The 16,854-nt window shown below is 62.8% G+C and carries 16 protein-coding genes; 5 read left to right on the top strand and 11 right to left on the bottom strand.

Translation table 11 applies throughout. The annotated features are described in order from the left end of the window. Positions 1–76: 76 nt before the first annotated feature. The 3 genes from TU79_RS10130 (at position 77) to TU79_RS10120 (ending at position 3,377) form a co-directional block, all read left to right on the top strand. Positions 77–1,327, top strand: a complete 1,251-nt coding sequence (locus TU79_RS10130; protein WP_057007856.1) for an OprD family porin — start codon at positions 77–79, stop codon at positions 1,325–1,327. Positions 1,328–1,586: 259 nt separating this feature from the next. After that, positions 1,587–2,225, top strand: a complete 639-nt coding sequence (locus TU79_RS10125) for a calcium-binding protein (protein WP_231986785.1) — start codon at positions 1,587–1,589, stop codon at positions 2,223–2,225. 267 nt (positions 2,226–2,492) lie between these two features. Further along, positions 2,493–3,377: a polysaccharide deacetylase family protein gene (locus tag TU79_RS10120; protein ID WP_057007942.1), complete on the top strand. Its 885-nt coding sequence runs from the start codon at positions 2,493–2,495 to the stop codon at positions 3,375–3,377. Positions 3,378–3,443: 66 nt separating this feature from the next. Here the strand turns inward: TU79_RS10120 and pcaC are convergent, their stop codons facing one another. From pcaC to pcaR, 11 genes are all read right to left on the bottom strand, one after another. After that, positions 3,444–3,848 carry a 4-carboxymuconolactone decarboxylase gene (gene pcaC / locus TU79_RS10115; protein WP_057007855.1) on the bottom strand — a complete coding sequence of 135 codons (405 nt, stop codon included), beginning with the start codon at positions 3,846–3,848 and terminating at the stop codon, positions 3,444–3,446. A gap of 177 nt (positions 3,849–4,025) precedes the next feature. Continuing rightward, on the bottom strand, positions 4,026–4,817 hold the full coding sequence (pcaD, locus tag TU79_RS10110) for a 3-oxoadipate enol-lactonase (RefSeq protein ID WP_057007854.1): 792 nt from the start codon (positions 4,815–4,817) through the stop codon (positions 4,026–4,028). A gap of 10 nt (positions 4,818–4,827) precedes the next feature. After that, positions 4,828–6,192 (bottom strand): 3-carboxy-cis,cis-muconate cycloisomerase, encoded by a 1,365-nt coding sequence (locus tag TU79_RS10105; protein WP_057007853.1) that lies wholly within the window; start codon positions 6,190–6,192, stop codon positions 4,828–4,830. Positions 6,193–6,202: 10 nt separating this feature from the next. Further along, complete coding sequence (locus TU79_RS10100; protein ID WP_057007852.1) at positions 6,203–7,498, bottom strand: MFS family transporter; 1,296 nt, start codon at positions 7,496–7,498, stop codon at positions 6,203–6,205. Between the two features lie 188 nt (positions 7,499–7,686). Then, positions 7,687–8,253 carry a protocatechuate 3,4-dioxygenase subunit alpha gene (gene pcaG, locus TU79_RS10095; RefSeq protein WP_057007851.1) on the bottom strand — a complete coding sequence of 189 codons (567 nt, stop codon included), beginning with the start codon at positions 8,251–8,253 and terminating at the stop codon, positions 7,687–7,689. A 1-nt stretch (position 8,254) separates the two neighbouring features. Beyond that, positions 8,255–8,959 (bottom strand): protocatechuate 3,4-dioxygenase subunit beta, encoded by a 705-nt coding sequence (pcaH, locus tag TU79_RS10090; protein WP_057007850.1) that lies wholly within the window; start codon positions 8,957–8,959, stop codon positions 8,255–8,257. 17 nt (positions 8,960–8,976) lie between these two features. Continuing rightward, on the bottom strand, positions 8,977–10,179 hold the full coding sequence (pcaF, locus tag TU79_RS10085; protein ID WP_173670292.1) for a 3-oxoadipyl-CoA thiolase: 1,203 nt from the start codon (positions 10,177–10,179) through the stop codon (positions 8,977–8,979). Further along, a complete protein-coding gene (locus TU79_RS10080; RefSeq protein WP_057007848.1) occupies positions 10,176–10,955 on the bottom strand; it encodes a CoA-transferase subunit beta in 780 nt (259 codons plus the stop codon). The genes pcaF and TU79_RS10080 overlap by 4 nt, the downstream gene beginning before the upstream one ends. Further along, positions 10,955–11,812, bottom strand: a complete 858-nt coding sequence (locus TU79_RS10075) for a CoA transferase subunit A (protein ID WP_057007847.1) — start codon at positions 11,810–11,812, stop codon at positions 10,955–10,957. Before TU79_RS10075 ends, TU79_RS10080 begins: the two co-directional genes overlap by 1 nt. Positions 11,813–11,999: 187 nt before the next feature. After that, the gene (gene pcaK, locus TU79_RS10070; protein ID WP_057007846.1) at positions 12,000–13,340 is read right to left on the bottom strand and encodes a 4-hydroxybenzoate transporter PcaK; all 1,341 of its coding nucleotides are present in this window, start codon (positions 13,338–13,340) and stop codon (positions 12,000–12,002) included. 145 nt (positions 13,341–13,485) lie between these two features. Next, on the bottom strand, positions 13,486–14,328 hold the full coding sequence (gene pcaR, locus TU79_RS10065) for a pca regulon transcriptional regulator PcaR (RefSeq protein ID WP_057007845.1): 843 nt from the start codon (positions 14,326–14,328) through the stop codon (positions 13,486–13,488). 521 nt (positions 14,329–14,849) lie between these two features. Between pcaR and TU79_RS10060 the strand changes: the two genes are divergently transcribed. Further along, positions 14,850–15,050: a hypothetical protein gene (locus TU79_RS10060; RefSeq protein WP_057007844.1), complete on the top strand. Its 201-nt coding sequence runs from the start codon at positions 14,850–14,852 to the stop codon at positions 15,048–15,050. A 260-nt stretch (positions 15,051–15,310) separates the two neighbouring features. Then, entirely contained in the window at positions 15,311–16,786 is a 1,476-nt protein-coding gene (locus TU79_RS10055) for an inorganic phosphate transporter (RefSeq protein WP_057007843.1), read from the top strand. Positions 16,787–16,854 lie beyond the last annotated feature (68 nt).

Genomic DNA, 16,854 nt, shown 5'->3' with positions numbered 1-16,854 from the left:
CCCACTTTCATCGCTCCCGCACCGCCCCGCACCATGCGCGCACCTGCATAACCCCAATAACAACAGGTCCTACGCCATGAGCACATTTCGCCCGCGCCAGCTATTGCTGGCAACCGCTGTCGCAAGCCTTGCCCTGCCCGTCTGCGCCGAGGAGCACGGCTTTCTCGAAGACGCCAGCGCCAACCTCAACTTGCGCAACTTCTTCTTCAACCGCAATTTCACCAACCCGACCAGGGCCCAGGGCGGCGCGCAGGAGTGGACGCAGAGTTTCATCCTCGATGCCCGCTCCGGCTTCACCCAGGGCACAGTCGGCTTTGGCGTGGATGTGCTGGGCCTGTACTCGCTCAAGCTCGATGGCGGGCGCGGCACTGGCGGCACCCAGTTGCTGCCGCTGGACCGTGATGGCCGCCCGGCGGACGACTTCGGGCGCTTGGGCGTGGCGTTCAAGGCACGCATTTCCAAAACCGAAGTGAAGGTCGGCGAATGGATGCCGGTGCTGCCGATCCTGCGCGCAGACGATGGCCGCTCCCTGCCGCAGACCCTGCGCGGCGGGCAGATCACCGCGAAGGAAATCGACGGACTGACCCTGTATGGCGGCCAGTTCCGCGCCAACAGCCCGCGCGACGACAGCAGCATGACCGACCTGTCGATGGTCGGCAGAACCGCATTTACCTCCGACCGCTTCAACTTTCAGGGCGGCGAATACGCGTTCAACGACAAACGCACCCAGATCGGCCTGTGGAATGCCCAGCTCAAGGACATCTACAGCCAGCAGTTCATCAACCTGATCCACAGCCAGCCCCTGGGCGACTGGACCCTGGGCGCCAACCTCGGTTTTTTCTACGGCACCGACGACGGCAGCGCCCGCGCCGGCAAGCTGGACAACAAGACCTGGTCCGGCCTGTTCTCCGCACGCTACGGCGGCAACACCTTCTATGTGGGCCTGCAAAAACTCAGCGGCAACAGCCAATGGATGCGCGTCAACGGCACCAGCGGCGGTACCCTGGCCAACGACAGCTACAACTCCAGCTACGACAACGCCGAGGAAAAATCCTGGCAGGTGCGCCACGACTACAACTTTGCCGCCCTCGGCGTGCCAGGGCTGACCTTGATGAACCGCTACATCAGCGGCAGCAACGTGCACACCGGCAGCGTGACGGACGGCAAGGAATGGGGCCGCGAAAGCGAATTGGGCTACACCGTGCAAAGCGGCGGCCTGAAAAACCTGACGATGCGCTGGCGCAACTCCAGCATGCGGCGTGACTACAGCAACACTGAGTTCGACGAAAACCGCTTGATTGTCAGCTACCCCATCAGCCTGTTGTAAACAAATCCGTGACAGCCACGAGCTGATGGATCGTGGCTGTTTTCGTCGCAAATTGGCTCATTTAAGGCATGAACGCTTCCTGCCATTGCACGACTGAAGGACATGCGTCGCAAGACGACGCTGCACATCACTTTCAGACACACAGGTACAGGTAATGACAACAGTCACGTCTCATCACAACTACGCCATGGCGCCCAGGCAACCGTCGGCCAACACACCGTCCGGCCCCCCGCCTGTTCAGACCTATAGAAGAGTGTGGGTGGATGATGGAAATCTGCGCGCCGGTCAGGCACTCACCCTGGGCCTGAAAAACCCTGAGCGTCCAGAGACGCTGGCGAATGTTCTGTTCCTCGAAACAGGTGAACGCGCCGACCGGATTCATATCAGCCAACGCCCTGATGGCCAGCTGTACGCTCAGGTGAACGGTCGTGATTACCTGCTCGATACCCCAGACGGACGCTCGAACATTCCAACCCTGCTCCACATCAAGTCCGCCGCGGGCGACGACCGTATTACCATTGCCCCCAACGTCAACGTACGTGTCGAGATCGACGCCGGAGACGGCAATGATGTGGTCCAGGCGGGCGGCGGCAAAACCTGTGTATATGGCGGACGTGGCGATGACGATATTACCCTCGGCAGCGACACCGGCTACGCCGAAGGCAACGACATACTCAAAGGTGGCCGGGGCCACGCGGTCATGTACGGCAATGCCGGCAATGCCGGCAATGATCGCCTGTACGCCGGCAGCGGGCCAGCCGACAAACAAAGCCACCTCGATGGCGGCGCCGGTAACGACCAGCTGTACGCAGGCAATGGGCACACGGTGCTCAACGGTCACCCGTGTGACACCTACCGACGCAGGCCGACAAGCCTTCAGTATCCAGGGGCCACCTGACTTCGTTGCGCGGGTCGAAGACGATCTGACCTTGCTTCGCGCATCGCCACGAGGGCAAAAGATGCTGACCCGCCCCGTTTACCGAAAACACGCTAAACGCAGAAATGGGCCTGCCACTACGAACCCGCTACGCCTGAATCAGACTCGCCCAGCCAGGTGGGCATTTATACCGGTGATCGCGGCGTGCGCATGCTGTATCGTGCACGCGCCCTCACCCGGTACAGGGACCTCAACGACACGGACGCCTACCTCTTCGCCAAGGCCGCCATGAAATACCTCATTGTCCTTTTGTCGGTTCTGCTCAGCGGCTGCATCGGCCCGCCTATCGCCCTCACGCCGCAGACGGCGCAGCGTTTGCAGGCCCAGGCGCCGATCCGTTTTCTCATCACCTTCGATGACGGACCCAGCGCCTCGGGCTACAACAACCCGAGCCGTTCGGTGCTGGCTGACTTGGCGCATAACCCGATTTTGCCGGGCATCAAGGCGGTGTTTTTCGTGCAGACCGAAGGGGCGCGTTCCGGTGGCAGTGCGCGCGGGCGCAAAACCATGGTGCGTGAATATGCCGCCGGCCATGTGCTGGGCTTCCACACCGCCACCGCGTTCCACACCAACCACCGCTGGTTGAGCGATGCCGAACTGCAGCGCACCCTCAGCCTGGGCGCGGCGGACATTGCCGGGATCACCGGCACACCGCCCGTGCTGGTGCGTCCGCCGTTCTGGAATTACGACAAGCGTACCTTCGCCGCCTACCAGCGCCATGGCATGGGCGTGTTGCTCACCGACCTGAGCGCCAACGACGGCAAGATCTGGGGCTTCAACGCCAGCCCCCGGCGGCGCGCCAACCTGTACCGGCAGTTGTCGGTGGTGCGCGAACACATTGCCCTGGGCGAGCTGCCGACAGTGGATGGGGTGATTCCGGTGGTGGTGACCTTCCATGACATCAACCGCTATACGGCGCGGCACATGCAGGAATATCTGCAGATCCTGCTCGACAGCGCGCGAATCAATGGCATGAGGACCGCCGCCGAGCCGTTCTACACCGACACCGCCGCCCTGCAACGCGCGGCGCTGGCACGCACGGTCAAGGATGTGAATGCGCCGGTGCACCTGCCAGGGGTGTGGAATTGGGTGTGGGATGCAGATTCACACTGATGTGTTGAGCATGTGAGGATCACCTGTGGGAGGGAGCAAGCCCCCTCCCACCTTTCTGAGCGTATTTCACGTCGGATCTTGTTGGCGAGACTCAACCCCCAACTCATCCCACACCGACTCGGCCAGGTGAAACGTTGCATTCGCCGCCGGAATACCGCAGTAGATCGCGCTCTGCATCAGCACTTCCTTGATCTCGGCACGGGTCACACCATTGCTCGCGGCGGCGCGCAGGTGCAGTTTCAACTCTTCACTGCGGTTCATGCCGATCAGCATGGCGATGGTGATCAGGCTGCGGGTATGCCGAGGCAGGCCCGGGCGGGTCCAGATATCGCCCCAGGCGTGACGGGTGATCATCTCCTGGAACTCGCCGTTGAACTCGGTCAGGGCATTGAGGCTGCGATCGACATGGGCATCGCCCAACACTTCGCGGCGCACCTTGAGGCCCTCGGCATAACGTTGTTTCTCGTCCACAAAAAGCTCCTCTGAACAGGAAATATGGCGCGCGTTTTTTTTGTGGCGAGCGGGCTTGCCCCGCGTCGGGCTGCGCAGCGGCCCCAAAAATCCTGGGAGCGCTGCGCACTCCAACGCGGGGCAAGCCCGCTCGCCACAGCGATACCGCTCGCCATTGCAAGACCAGCCATCACTGGGTCAGTGGGCCAGCAGAAATGCGCTAACGCGGTCGCTGAACGCGGCGCCCGCTTGAACGTTGGACAGGTGCGCCGCATAGAACTCGGCGTACTCGGCACCCTGCACATGGTTCTGGATAAAGTGGCCGCCGGCGGGCGGCGTCACGGCATCTTCGGTACCGGCGATCACCAGGGTAGGCACCTTGATCGAGGCCAGTTGCGCACGGAAATCCGCGTCGCGCACGGCGGCGCAGTTGGCGGCGTAGCCCTCGGGCGAGGTGTCGGCGAGCATGTCGGTGATCTGTTGCGCCTGGTGCGGATTCGCCGCCGCAAAATCAGCAGTGAACCAGCGGGCAATCGACGCATCACGCAAGGCCACCATCGCCGCCGCGCCGTCACGCAGCACGGTCTCGATGCGCGGGTCCCACACCTCGGGGGTGCCGATCTTCGCGGCGGTGTTGCACACCACCAGGCGCTGCAGGCGCGCGCCAGCGTTGATGCCCAGCCATTGGCCGATCAACCCGCCCATGGACAGACCGCAAAAATGCGCGCGCTGAATACCCAGCCCATCCAGCAGCGCCAGCACGTCGCGGCCCAGTTGCTCGATGCTGTAGGGCCCCGGCGTGACCAGTGACTTGCCATGGCCACGGGTGTCGCAGCGCAGCACGCGAAAATGCCGGGTAAACGCCGGCATCTGGATATCCCACATATGCAGGTCGGTGCCCAGGGAGTTGGACAGCACCAGCACGGGTGCATCGGCAGGCCCGTCGAGTTGGTAATGCAGTTCGCCGTCGGCGAGTTGGACAAAGGGCACGGCAGCCTCCTCAGGCGTTCAAGGCAAAATGTTCGGTGACGGCGCGGGTGACCCAGGTGTGTGCCTGGCCCAGGTAGTGCGCCGGATCGAGCAAGCGATCCAGTTCGGCCGCTGACAGCTCGGCGGTGATCTGCGCTTCATCGGCCAGCACTGCACGCAAATGCCGACCCTCGGCGACCGCACGCTGGCAGCATTGCTCCAGCAGATGATGCGCGGTGTCGCGGCCCAGGCGCTGGGCCAGTACGATGCTGACCGCTTCGGCCAGCACCAGGCCCTGGGTGAGGTCAAGGTTGCGCGCCATGCGTTGCGCGTCGACCTCCAGGCCCTCACTCACCAGCAACGCCTGCTTCAGCGCACCGGACACCAGCCGGCAGATGTCCGGCAGGGTTTCCCATTCGGCGTGCCACAGGCCCAGGCTGCGTTCGTGTTCCTGGGGCATGGCACTGAACATGGTCGCCACCAGCCCCGGCACGCGGGTGGCGGCACTGATCAGCACGGCGGCGCCCACTGGATTGCGTTTGTGCGGCATGGTGGATGAACCGCCCTTGCCCGGCGCCGACGGTTCGAAGACTTCAGCGGCTTCGGTCTGCATCAGCAGGCTGATGTCGCGGCCCAGCTTGCCGAGGCTGCCGGCGATCAGGCCAAGCACCGCAGCGAACTCCACCAGACGGTCACGCTGGGTATGCCAGGGCTGTTCGGGCAGACTCAATTGCAACTCTGCCGCCAGCGCCTCGGCCACTGGCATGGCCTGCTCACCCAGCGCCGCCAGGGTGCCGGACGCCCCGCCGAACTGCAGCACCAGCAAGCGCGGCTTCAACTGCGCCAGACGCTGGCGACTGCGAGTCACCGCGCCCAGCCAACCGGCGATTTTCATCCCCAGGGTGACCGGTGTGGCGTGCTGCAGCCAGGTGCGCCCGGCCAGTGGCACCGCTGCGTAGCGCTGGGCCTGGGCGGCGAGGACGTCACCCAGACGCGCCAGGTCCACGTCGATCAGTGCCAGCGCCTGGCGCACCTGGAGAACCAGACCAGTGTCCATCACGTCCTGACTGGTCGCGCCCAAATGCACATAACGCTCAGCCCCGGCGTCCTCGCTGGCGATCAACTTGCCCAGCGCCTTGACCAGCGGAATCGCCGAGTTGCCCGCCGTGGCAATCGCCACGCTCAGCGCATCGACGTCGTACAGCGAGGCCAGGCACGCCTGGGCAATCGGCGCGACGGCGGCCTGCGGAATCAACCCGACCCGGGCCTGCGCGCGGGCCAGCGCCGCCTCGACATCCAGCATGCCCTGCAAGCGGCCCTGGTCGCAGAACACCTCGGCCATGCTGTCGGCGGTGAAGTAAGCGTCGAACAATTGGTTGCTCGTGCGCAGCGTCATAACGGATCCCTTACAAATCGTGGTGCAGGTACTCTGCCTGTTTCGGCAGGCGCAGGCTGAACAGGAACGCCACCGCCATCATGGCGGTGACGTACCAGTAGAAGGTGTTTTCCATGCCCATGGACTTGAGGCCCAGCGCGACGTACTCCGCCGAGCCGCCGAAGATCGCGTTGGCCACGGCGTAGGCCAGGCCCACGCCAAGGGCGCGCACGTGGGGCGGGAACATCTCGGCTTTGACCAGCCCGCTGATCGAGGTATAGAAGCTGACGATAGCAAGCGCCAGGGTGATCAGCACAAATGCCAGAAACGGGCTTGTCACGGTTTTCAGGGTCAGCAGGATCGGCACCGTGCACAGGGTGCCAAGGGCGCCGAACCAGAGCATCGAATTGCGCCGGCCGATCCGGTCCGAGAGCATGCCAAACAGCGGCTGCATGCACATGTACACGAACAGTGCGCCGGTCATGATGTAGCTGGCGGTCTTGGCATGCAGGCCGGCAGTGTTCACCAGGTACTTCTGCATGTAGGTGGTGAAGGTATAGAAAATCAGCGAGCCGCCGGCGGTGTAACCGAGCACGGTGATGAACGCCGCTTTATGGTGGCGAAACAACGCGCCGATGCTGCCGGCGTCCTTGTCCTGACGCATTTCCTTGCTGGTGGTTTCCTTGAGGGTGCGGCGCAGCAGCAGGGAGATCACCGCCGCAATGGCGCCGATCACGAACGGAATCCGCCAGCCCCAGGCGCGCAGCTCTTCTTCGCTGAGAATCTGTTGCAGGATCACCACCACCAGCACCGCCAGCAGTTGCCCGCCGATCAGGGTCACGTACTGGAACGAGGCGAAGAAACCGCGCTGGCCCTTGAGCGCGACTTCACTCATGTAGGTCGCGGTGGTGCCGTATTCCCCCCCCACCGACAAACCCTGGAACAGCCGCGCCATCAACAACAGCGCCGGCGCCCAGGCGCCGATGTCCTTGTAGGTGGGCAGGAACGCAATGACCAGCGAGCCGGCGCACATCATCAGCACCGAAATCATCATTGAGTTCTTGCGCCCGTGCTTGTCGGCCACCCGACCAAACAGCCAGCCGCCGATGGGCCGCATCAGGAACCCGGCGGCGAACACACCGGCGGTGTTGAGCAGTTGCACCGTGGGGTCGTCCGAGGGGAAAAACGCCGGGGCAAAGTAGATGGCGCAGAAGGCGTAGACGTAGAAGTCGAACCATTCGACAAGGTTGCCGGAGGACGCGCCGACGATTGCGAAAATACGTTTGCTGCGCTCTTCTCCGGTGTAGTGACTGGCTTTTGTTGTCATGGTTTTTTACTCAGTGGGAGCGGGTATCGCCTAGACATACTTTGCAATATCCATGTCTTGCAAGCAGAGTTTGAAGATGTTTTGACACAAAGGGCCTCATCGGGAGCAAGCCCCCTCCCACATTTTGATTTGTGAATACATTCAAAAATGTGGGAGGGGGCTTGCTCCCGATTGGATTTCAGGCCAACTCAATAATCGAAAAACACCGTTTCCTTGTCGGTGCCCTGCAAAATCACATTCCACTGGTACACACCTGCCGCGTCCTGCTCGGCAATCAACGTCCCGCGCCGTTCAGCCGGCACACAGGCCAGCAACGGGTCGTCTCCATTCAACGCCTCACCCGCAAAATAAATCCGCGTAAGCAAGTGCTTCACCAGGCCCCGCGCGAATACCAGCACTACCAGGTGCGGCGCCTGGGTTGTGCCCTTCAGCCCCGGCACGCTGCCCGGTTTGATGGTGGTAAAGCGAAACCGCCCCTCGGCATCCACCGGCACGCGGCCAAAGCCTTCGAAGTTGGGGTCGACGGGCTTGGCCTGCTCATCCTCCGGGTGGTCGTACTTGCCGGCGGCGTTGGCCTGCCAGACCTCCAGCATGGCGTCGTTGACGACATCGCCGTTGCCGTCCACCACTTGCCCGCTGATCGCCACGCGGTCGCCCAGCGTGGCGGCGACGGTCAAGTCCTCGCGGTTCAGCCAGGTCAGGCCGATGTGGTAGTAAGGCCCCACCGTGTGGGACGTGGTTGCATACAGGCTCATCTCATTTCTCCATCGGCGTGGCGTCGCGGCCGCGCAGGACGATGTCCCAGCGGTAGCCGAGGGCATAGGAAGGAATGGTTTTTTCCAGGTCGAAGCTGGCGATCAGGCGCTGCTTGGCCGAGGTGTCCGGCACGCAGTTGTAGATCGGGTCGTATTCCAGCAGCGGGTCGCCGGGGAAGTACATCTGCGTCACCAACCGGGTCAGCACGCTGGGGCCGAACAGCGAAAAGTGGATATGCGCCGGGCGCCAGGCATTGTGGTGATTGCCCCACGGGTAGGCACCGGGCTTGATGGTCTGGAACTGGTACCAGCCATCGGCGTCGGTGACGGTGCGGCCGGTGCCGGTAAAGTTGGGGTCCAGCGGCGCATCGTGCAGGTCGCGCGGGTGGTTGTAGCGGCCGGCGGCGTTGGCCTGCCAGATTTCCACCAGGATGCCTGGCACCGGCAAACCGTTTTCATCCAGCACACGGCCATGGATGATGATGCGTTCGCCTTGCGGCTCGCCGTCATGCTGGGCGGTGAGGTCGTTGTCGGTCTCATTGACCCGCTCGGCGCCGATGTTCGGGCCGGTGATTTCCGACAGGGAATGGGGCAGGAACACCAATGGCCGGGACGGCGAACGCAGGTTCGTCGACTGGTAGGCCGGGTGCAGGTAATCAGGTTGAGTGCCCGCTTGCGGGCGCCGGTAACCGGGCTTGTCACTCATGGAGCCATCCTCTCTTGTTAGACGCGTTCAATCGCCAGGGCCAAACCTTGGCCGACGCCCACGCACATGGTCGCCAGGCCTTTATGGCCTCCGGTTTTTTCCAACTGATGCAGGGCTGTCAGTACCAACCGCGCACCGCTCATGCCCAACGGATGGCCAAGCGCAATGGCGCCGCCGTTCGGATTGACCTGCGGCGCGTCGTCGGCGATCCCCAGCTCGCGCAGTACCGCCAGACCCTGGCTGGCAAAGGCTTCATTGAGTTCGATCACATCGAAGTCGCTGACGGCAAGGCCCAGGCGTTCCACCAGTTTGCGCACCGCCGGCACCGGGCCGATGCCCATCACGCGCGGCGCTACACCGGCGCTGGCCATGCCCAGGACGCGTGCGCGGGCCGTGAGGCCGTGTTTTTTCACCGCTTCGGCGGACGCCAGAATCAGTGCCGCCGCACCGTCATTCACACCTGACGCGTTGCCGGCGGTGACGGTCTTGTCGGGGCCGTTGACCGGCTTGAGTTTGGCCAGGGCCTCAAGGGTGGTGTCCCGTGGATGCTCATCGTGTTCCACCAGGGTTTCGCCTTTTTTATGGGCAACCCGCACCGGCACGATTTCTTCGGCAAAGAAACCGGCAGCCTGGGCAGCGGCCGTGCGTTGCTGGCTGCGCAGGGCAAAGGCGTCCTGATCGGCGCGGGACACGTTGTAGTCGTCGGCGACGTTGTCGGCGGTCTGCGGCATCGCGTCCACGCCGTACTGGGTTTTCATCAACGGGTTGATAAAACGCCAGCCGATGGTGGTGTCTTCAAGCTTCATGTTGCGCGAAAACGCGGCGTCGGCCTTGCCCATCACGAACGGGGCACGGGACATCGACTCGACGCCGCCGGCAATCGCCAGCTCCATTTCGCCGCTGGCGATGGCGCGAAACGCGGTGCCGATGGCGTCCATGCCCGAGGCGCACAAACGGTTGAGGGTCACGCCGGGAATGCTCGGCGGCAGGCCGGCCAGCAACAGCGCCATGCGCGCGACGTTGCGGTTGTCTTCACCGGCCTGGTTGGCGCAGCCGAGGAACACCTCGTCCACCGCACTCCAGTCCACCGACGGGTTGCGCTCCATCAGCGCCTTGATCGGGAGCGCGGCCAGGTCATCGGCGCGCACCGTGGACAGGCCACCGCCAAAGCGGCCGATGGGGGTGCGAATGGCATCACAGATAAAGACGTCGCGCATCAGGCTTCTCCAGGCGCTTGGCCGTGGGCGGCGGCCGTGCGGGCTTCAAGGTCACGCAGGGCGGTCAGCTCCACCTCTGTCGGTTCGGCACTGGTGTCGACCTGATCGGCAAAGCGAACCGCCCAACCGGTGGCAGCCACCACTTGCTCGCGGGTGACCCCGGGGTGCAGCGCCGTGACCACGAACTCGTGGGTGCCCTCTTCCGGCTCCATGATGCACAGGTCGGTAATAATGCCCACAGGTCCGGCACCCGGCAGGCACAGGCGCGTGCGTGAATCACCGCCTTCGCCGTGACCGACCGAGGTAATGAAGTCCAGCTTGTCGACAAACGAGCGCGCCGACTGCTTGAGGATGATCAGCACGCTTTTGGCGGAGCCGGCGATTTCCGGCGCGCCACCGGCACCCGGCAGGCGTACTTTGGGCTGGTGATAGTCACCGACCACGGTGGTGTTGATGTTGCCGAAACGGTCGACCTGGGCCGCACCGAGAAAGCCGACGTCGATGCGTCCGCCTTGCAGCCAGTAGCGAAAGATTTCGCCGGTGGGCACCACGGTGTCGGCGGTTTCCGCCAGTTCGCCGTCGCCGATGGACAGCGGCAACACGGAAGGCTTGGCGCCAATCGGGCCGGACTCGTAGATCAGCACCACATCGGGCGATGAGGTCAGGCGCGCCAGGTTGGCGGCCTTGGACGGCAGGCCGATGCCGACAAAGCATACCGAGCCGTTCTTGAGGCGGCGCGCGGCGGCGACGGTCATCATTTCATTGGTCGAGTAAGCCATTACTTGGCCTCCTGCGCGGTGGCCAGCTTGGCCTGGAATTCACTGAAATCAGCAGTGCCGTGGATGTATTCGTCGATCCAGGCGGTAAAGGTCCCACGGTCGCGGGCAATCGGGTCCCACGCCTGATAGAAACGGTTGTCGCGCTCGTTGTAGCCGTGGGCGTAGGACGGATGTGCGCCGCCAGGTACATGGCACACGGCGGTCAGGGCCCAGGTCGGCAGCACGCAGCTGTTCATCGGCGCATTCAGGTCGTCGACGACTTCCTCGACGGTCACGATGCAGCGCTTGGCCGCCAGGGCCGCTTCCTTCTGCACACCGAGAATGCCCCAGAGCAGCACGTTGCCCTTGCGGTCGGCTTTCTGCGCATGGATCACCGTGATATCCGGGCGCACCGACGGCACCGCCGCCAGCACTTCGCCGGTAAATGGACAGGTCACGGTCTTGATCAGCGGGTTAACCTTGGGCAGGTCGGAACCGGCGTAGGCGCGCAGCACCGCGAAGGGCAGCCCGGAGGCTCCTGCAACGTAGGCGTTGGCCAGGTCCGCATGGCTGTGTTCTTCGATCTCCAGCGGCTGCGGCCACTGTTTTTCCACCGCGTCACGCAAGCGGTGCAGAGAGCCCACACCCGGATTGCCGCCCCACGAGAAAATCAGCTTGCGCGCACAGCCGGCACCGATCAACTGGTCATAGATCAGGTCGGGCGTCATGCGCACCAGTGTCAGGTCTTTCTTGCCCTGACGAATGATTTCATGGCCTGCGGCCGTAGGGATCAGGTGGGTGAAACCTTCGAGCGCGACGGTGTCACCGTCGTTCACGAAGCGTTTGACCGCATCACGCAGGGTGAGAATGTCAGCCATGGGGGTGGGGCTCCCGGTATGGATCGAAGAAGGCGCTGAAGTGGCGCCGAAGTGCCTGAAGATTAAGCCGAGGGCATGGCGCCAAACAATCCGATAATCGACTAACCGTTCGATAATCGAACATTTGTTAGCGAGCTAACTCTTGGCCAATGTGGGAGGGGGCTTGCTCCCGATAGCGGTGTATCAGTCAGGTGGCATCCGCATGGCTGACCATGCCCTTGATGAGCACCGCCGCAGTGGCCAGCGCGGCAGGGATCACCAGCGCAGTCAGCACCTGCTCGAAGTTCCAGCCCAGGCCCAGCAGCGTGGCGCCCATCCATGCACCGAGGATCGCGCCGAACCGGCCAATGCCGAGCATCCACGACACCCCCGTGGCGCGGCCCTGGGTCGGGTAGAAACGCGCGGCCAGGGACGGCATCGCCGATTGCGCGCCGTTGACGCACATCCCGGCAATCAGCACCAAGGTCGCCAGCAGGGTGATATTGCCCAGGCTCTGCCCCACTGCGTAGGCAAACACCCCCGCCAGCAGGTAGAAGGTGCCGATGACCTTGTGCGGATTGAAGCGGTCCATCGCCCAGCCCACACCGACCGCACTCAACACGCCGCCGAACTGGAACAGCGCACCGATGAAGGCGGCCTGTTCCATGCTGGCGCCGCTGTCGCGCATCAGGGTCGGCAGCCAACTGGTGAGCAGGTACACGATCACCAGGCCCATGAAGTAGGTAAGCCACAGCAGCAAGGTGCCGGCGCTGCAGGTGCCGGAGAAGATCACCGCGAACACGTTGCGCGCCTTGACGGTTTTTTGCTCGGGCACGCTGAAGGCGCTGGCCTGGGCGATCACGGTCGGTTCGATGGGGGACAGCGCTGCGCGCACCCTGTCGGTGCCGCGATTGCGCACCACCAGGTAGCGCGCCGATTCGGGCAGCCACAGCATCAGTACCACCACCAGGATCAACGGCAGGATGCCGCCGATCATCAACAAGGCGTGCCAGCCGAAGGCCGGAATCAGCGTGGCCGAGACAAACCCGCCACCGGCCATGCCCAGGTTGAAACCGCAGAACATACTGGTCACCAGCAGCGACTTGTGGCGCTCAGGGGTGTATTCGGACAACAGCGTGGTGGCATTCGGCATGCCGGCGCCCAGGCCCAGCCCGGTCAGAAAGCGCAGCACCAGCAGCTGCTCGACATTCGAGCTGTACGCCGACGCCAGGCTGAAGGCGCCGAACACCAGCACCGCCCCCACCAGCACCACCTTGCGTCCGAAGCGATCCGCCAGCGGCCCGGAGCCAAGGGCGCCGAACACCATGCCGATCAACGCGGCGCTCATCACCGGGCCGAGGCTGGCGCGGTCGATGCCCCAGTCCTGGGACAGCGCGGGTGCGATAAAGCCCATGGCGGCCGTGTCGAGGCCATCGAGGAAGACAATCAGGAAACACAGGACCACCACGCGCCACTGGTAGCGTGACAGTGGCTGGGCATTGATGAAGGACTGGACGTCCAGGGAGGTGCCGACAGAAGGTTGCGTCATTATTGTTATTCCACACCGATGGCGGGCCAACGACCTGAGGTCGTCATTATTATTTGGGTGCGCCCGGGAGCGCTGCCGCACATTAATAAGCGCGGGCAAATAGCGTCAATTCACCCCGTGCGGATCTGTGCGGTCACCGAACAGCTTAGGCAAACAGCTGCGTACTCAGCTCGCGGCTGGCACTGAGCATGCTCGGCAGGAAACGCTGCTCCAGCTCACTGCGACTGACCCGTCCGGCATGGGTGCTGACATTGAGCGCGGCCAATACCTGGCCGGAGGCGTCGTACACCGGCACGGCGATGGAACGCAGGCCCTGCTCGAGTTCCTGATCGACGATGCACCAGCCCTGCTGACGCACCTGTTGCAGGCATTCGAACAAGGCCTCGGGTGTGGTCAGGGTGCGGCTGGTCTTGGTGGGCAGGTCGGCATGGTCGAGGTAATCCTGCAGCGAGGCGTCGTCCAGCGCCGCCAGGAGGATGCGGCCCATGGAGGTGCAGTACGCCGGCAAGCGTCCGCCCACCGACAGGTCTATCGAAATCAGGCGTTGCGTGGTGGCGGAACGGGCAATGTAGAGAATGTCGTCGCCTTCGAGCGTGGCCATGTTGCAGGCTTCGTGCAGTTGCTCGCTCATGCGGTCCAGGTACGGCTGGGCAGACACGGCCAGCGGGGTCGACGACAAATAGGCGTGGCCCAGGGTCAGCACTTTGGGCAGCAGCGAATAGGTGCGCCCATCGGTGGTGGCGTAGCCGAGCTTGATCAGCGTGTGCAGACAACGCCGCACGGCGGCGCGGGGGATTTCGGTGCGATGGCTGATCTGGGCGATGGTCAGGTGGCGCTTGCGCTCCTGGAACGCCTGCACCACCGCCAGGCCGCGGGCCAGGGAGGTCATGAAGTCCGGATCGCCGGTGAACGCCTGGATGCGCTTGGCCGGTGAAGCCACGATTGGCGGCGCCACCGATGCGAAGGCGTTACGCAATTGGTCGTTCATTTCGGGTCCTTTTTCTTGTTCTGCACGCGCAGGGAGGGCTGCTTGCCATTACAAACCGCACCGACCCGGCAGACAAGGCGAGGCTGGCGTCATTGGGCGATTATCGGACGAGCAGTCGATTATCGCAATTTGCCTTGATATGACGCCTCACATCGACCCGTCTTCGTTTTCCGCGAAAACAACTAGTCATGACGTCAGCTTTTTCAGCCAATACTGACTCGTGTGTAACAAAACCCTCACGCGAAGTTAGGGCTTTTTAACTTTATGCCAGTAGTGTTATTCAAATGCGCCGCTATAATGCAGGCTGTGCAGAGGTCAGCCCGGTATCACTATCGGCTTTGGAGCTCGCCAGGCGGCACAAACCGAGTGCATAGCCGGTTACACGCAGGGATTTAAACCACGTCATCTCGGGCCTTAATGTTCAACTTGAAGGGTTCAACTGTTCAATGTGGAACCTTCGATCGCGAGTTTCTGCTTTATCGCTGCACGTTAATTAACTTCAACTCAATTAGGTAACAACTGTGACGAAAGACGAACTGCGCGCGGAACTTGAGCGCCAGGAACAACGTTACAAGGACGTTTACGGCGGGGAAATCACCACCTACGCCGCGCAGCCCGAGCCAGAGCGCAAGCCTTGGCGCAAGCGTGCCAGCTTGCTTGATCAGGCCTTCGCCCAGGAAATCGAGAAGATTGAACAGGAACTCAAGGCCGAAGAGTCATAAGCCCTTCGGCGTGAGCGCCTACAGCCCCCTGGGAAATTTCATACAAATGTTTCAGAAGTGACGATTTTGTGACAAAACCGCGTCATTGCGGCCCCGCGCGTTATAAATCAACGACTTGTCAAAGCCCCGGAAACGCTGGGATGCGTGCATTTCCCACAGATTTTTTCCGGGAAGATTGCTACCGATGAGCAGCTAGTGCATCGATTACCGAGGTTTTCTGGCATAATCGCGCCCCCTTACGACCGGGTCAGAAAACCTTCATGATCGATTTATTCAGCGGACTGGATGCGTGGGTTCTAGTGAGCCTGTTGCTCGCCCTGGCCTTTGTCCTCGCCTTCGAGTTCATCAACGGCTTTCATGACACTGCTAACGCGGTGGCCACAGTCATCTATACCAAAGCCATGCCGCCACACCTGGCCGTGTTCTTCTCCGGGGTGTTCAACTTCCTCGGCGTGCTGCTCGGGGGTGTGGGTGTCGCCTATGCCATCGTGCATCTGCTGCCGGTGGAGTTGCTGATCAATGTGAACACCGGCCACGGTCTGGCCATGGTCTTCTCCTTGTTGGCCGCGGCGATCACCTGGAACCTGGGCACCTGGTACTTTGGTATTCCGGCCTCCAGTTCCCACACGCTGATCGGCTCGATCCTCGGCGTCGGCCTGGCCAACGCCCTGATCAACGATATTCCGCTGGCGGACGGTGTGAACTGGCAGAAGGCAGTCGATATCGGCGCCTCGCTGGTGTTCTCGCCGATGGCCGGTTTCATCGTCGCAGCCCTGGTGCTGATCGGCCTGAAGTGGTGGCGGCCGCTGTCGAAGATGCACAAAACCCCGGACCAGCGCCGCAAGCTCGACGACAAGAAGCACCCGCCGTTCTGGAACCGCCTGGTGCTGGTGATCTCGGCCATGGCCGTGAGCTTTGTGCACGGCTCCAACGATGGTCAGAAAGGTATCGGCCTGATCATGCTGGTACTGATCGGCATCGTGCCGGCGCAGTTCGTTCTCGACCTGGGCAGCACCACCTACCAGATCGAACGCACCCGCGACGCCACCGTGCATTTGAGCCAGTTCTACCAGCGCAACAACGCCACCCTTGGCGAGTTCCTGGCGCTGGGCAAAAGCGTGAAAGGCGACCTGCCGGGCAAGTTCCAATGCAACCCGCAGCAGACCGAGCCAACCATCAATGCGCTGGTTGACACCTTGAAAGGCGTGTCCGACTACCATTCGCTGAGTGCCGACCACCGCATCGAAGTGCGTCGCTACCTGCTCTGCCTGGACGACACCGCGAAGAAAGTCGGCAAGCTGCCGGGCCTGGATGCGCGTGAGAAGTCCGACCTCGACAAGCTGCGCAAAGACCTGACCGCCACCACCGAATACGCGCCGTTCTGGGTGATTCTGGCGGTCGCCCTGGCCCTGGGCCTGGGCACCATGGTGGGCTGGAAGCGGGTGGTGCTGACCATCGGCGAAAAAATCGGCAAACAGGGCATGACCTACGCCCAGGGCATGTCGGCGCAGATCACCACCGCCACCATGATCGGTTTCGCCAATATCTTCGCCTTGCCGGTGTCGACCACCCACGTCTTGTCGTCGGGTGTGGCGGGCACCATGGTCGCCAATAAAAGCGGCCTGCAAGGTGGCACGGTCAAGACCATTCTGATGGCCTGGGTACTGACCCTGCCGGCGACCGTGGCCCTGTCGGCCGGGTTGTTCTGGCTGGCATCCAAGGCGCTGGGCAGTTGATAAGCCGCCCGCAATAAAAAAAGGTGCGATCCGCGAGGGTCGCACCTTTTTTATTGGCGGCACCGAAT

The sequence above is a fragment of the Pseudomonas trivialis genome (assembly GCF_001439805.1).
GTDB classification, from domain to species: domain Bacteria; phylum Pseudomonadota; class Gammaproteobacteria; order Pseudomonadales; family Pseudomonadaceae; genus Aquipseudomonas; species Aquipseudomonas trivialis.
This window is presented reverse-complemented; position numbering and strand designations above follow the sequence as displayed.

Excerpts from the sequence above, each read along its gene's own strand:
- TU79_RS10075 (WP_057007847.1), bottom strand. The coding sequence starts at position 11,812 with ATGGCTGACATTCTCACCCTGCGTGATGCGGTCAAACGCTTCGTGAAC.
- TU79_RS10100 (WP_057007852.1), bottom strand. The coding sequence starts at position 7,498 with ATGACAACAAAAGCCAGTCACTACACCGGAGAAGAGCGCAGCAAACGT.
- pcaH (WP_057007850.1), bottom strand. The coding sequence starts at position 8,959 with ATGAGTGACAAGCCCGGTTACCGGCGCCCGCAAGCGGGCACTCAACCT.
- TU79_RS10130 (WP_057007856.1), top strand. The coding sequence starts at position 77 with ATGAGCACATTTCGCCCGCGCCAGCTATTGCTGGCAACCGCTGTCGCA.
- TU79_RS10055 (WP_057007843.1), top strand. The coding sequence starts at position 15,311 with ATGATCGATTTATTCAGCGGACTGGATGCGTGGGTTCTAGTGAGCCTG.
- pcaR (WP_057007845.1), bottom strand. The coding sequence starts at position 14,328 with ATGAACGACCAATTGCGTAACGCCTTCGCATCGGTGGCGCCGCCAATC.
- TU79_RS10105 (WP_057007853.1), bottom strand. The coding sequence starts at position 6,192 with ATGACGCTGCGCACGAGCAACCAATTGTTCGACGCTTACTTCACCGCC.
- TU79_RS10080 (WP_057007848.1), bottom strand. The coding sequence starts at position 10,955 with ATGGCTTACTCGACCAATGAAATGATGACCGTCGCCGCCGCGCGCCGC.
- pcaG (WP_057007851.1), bottom strand. The coding sequence starts at position 8,253 with ATGAGCCTGTATGCAACCACGTCCCACACGGTGGGGCCTTACTACCAC.
- pcaK (WP_057007846.1), bottom strand. The coding sequence starts at position 13,340 with ATGACGCAACCTTCTGTCGGCACCTCCCTGGACGTCCAGTCCTTCATC.
- TU79_RS10120 (WP_057007942.1), top strand. The coding sequence starts at position 2,493 with ATGAAATACCTCATTGTCCTTTTGTCGGTTCTGCTCAGCGGCTGCATC.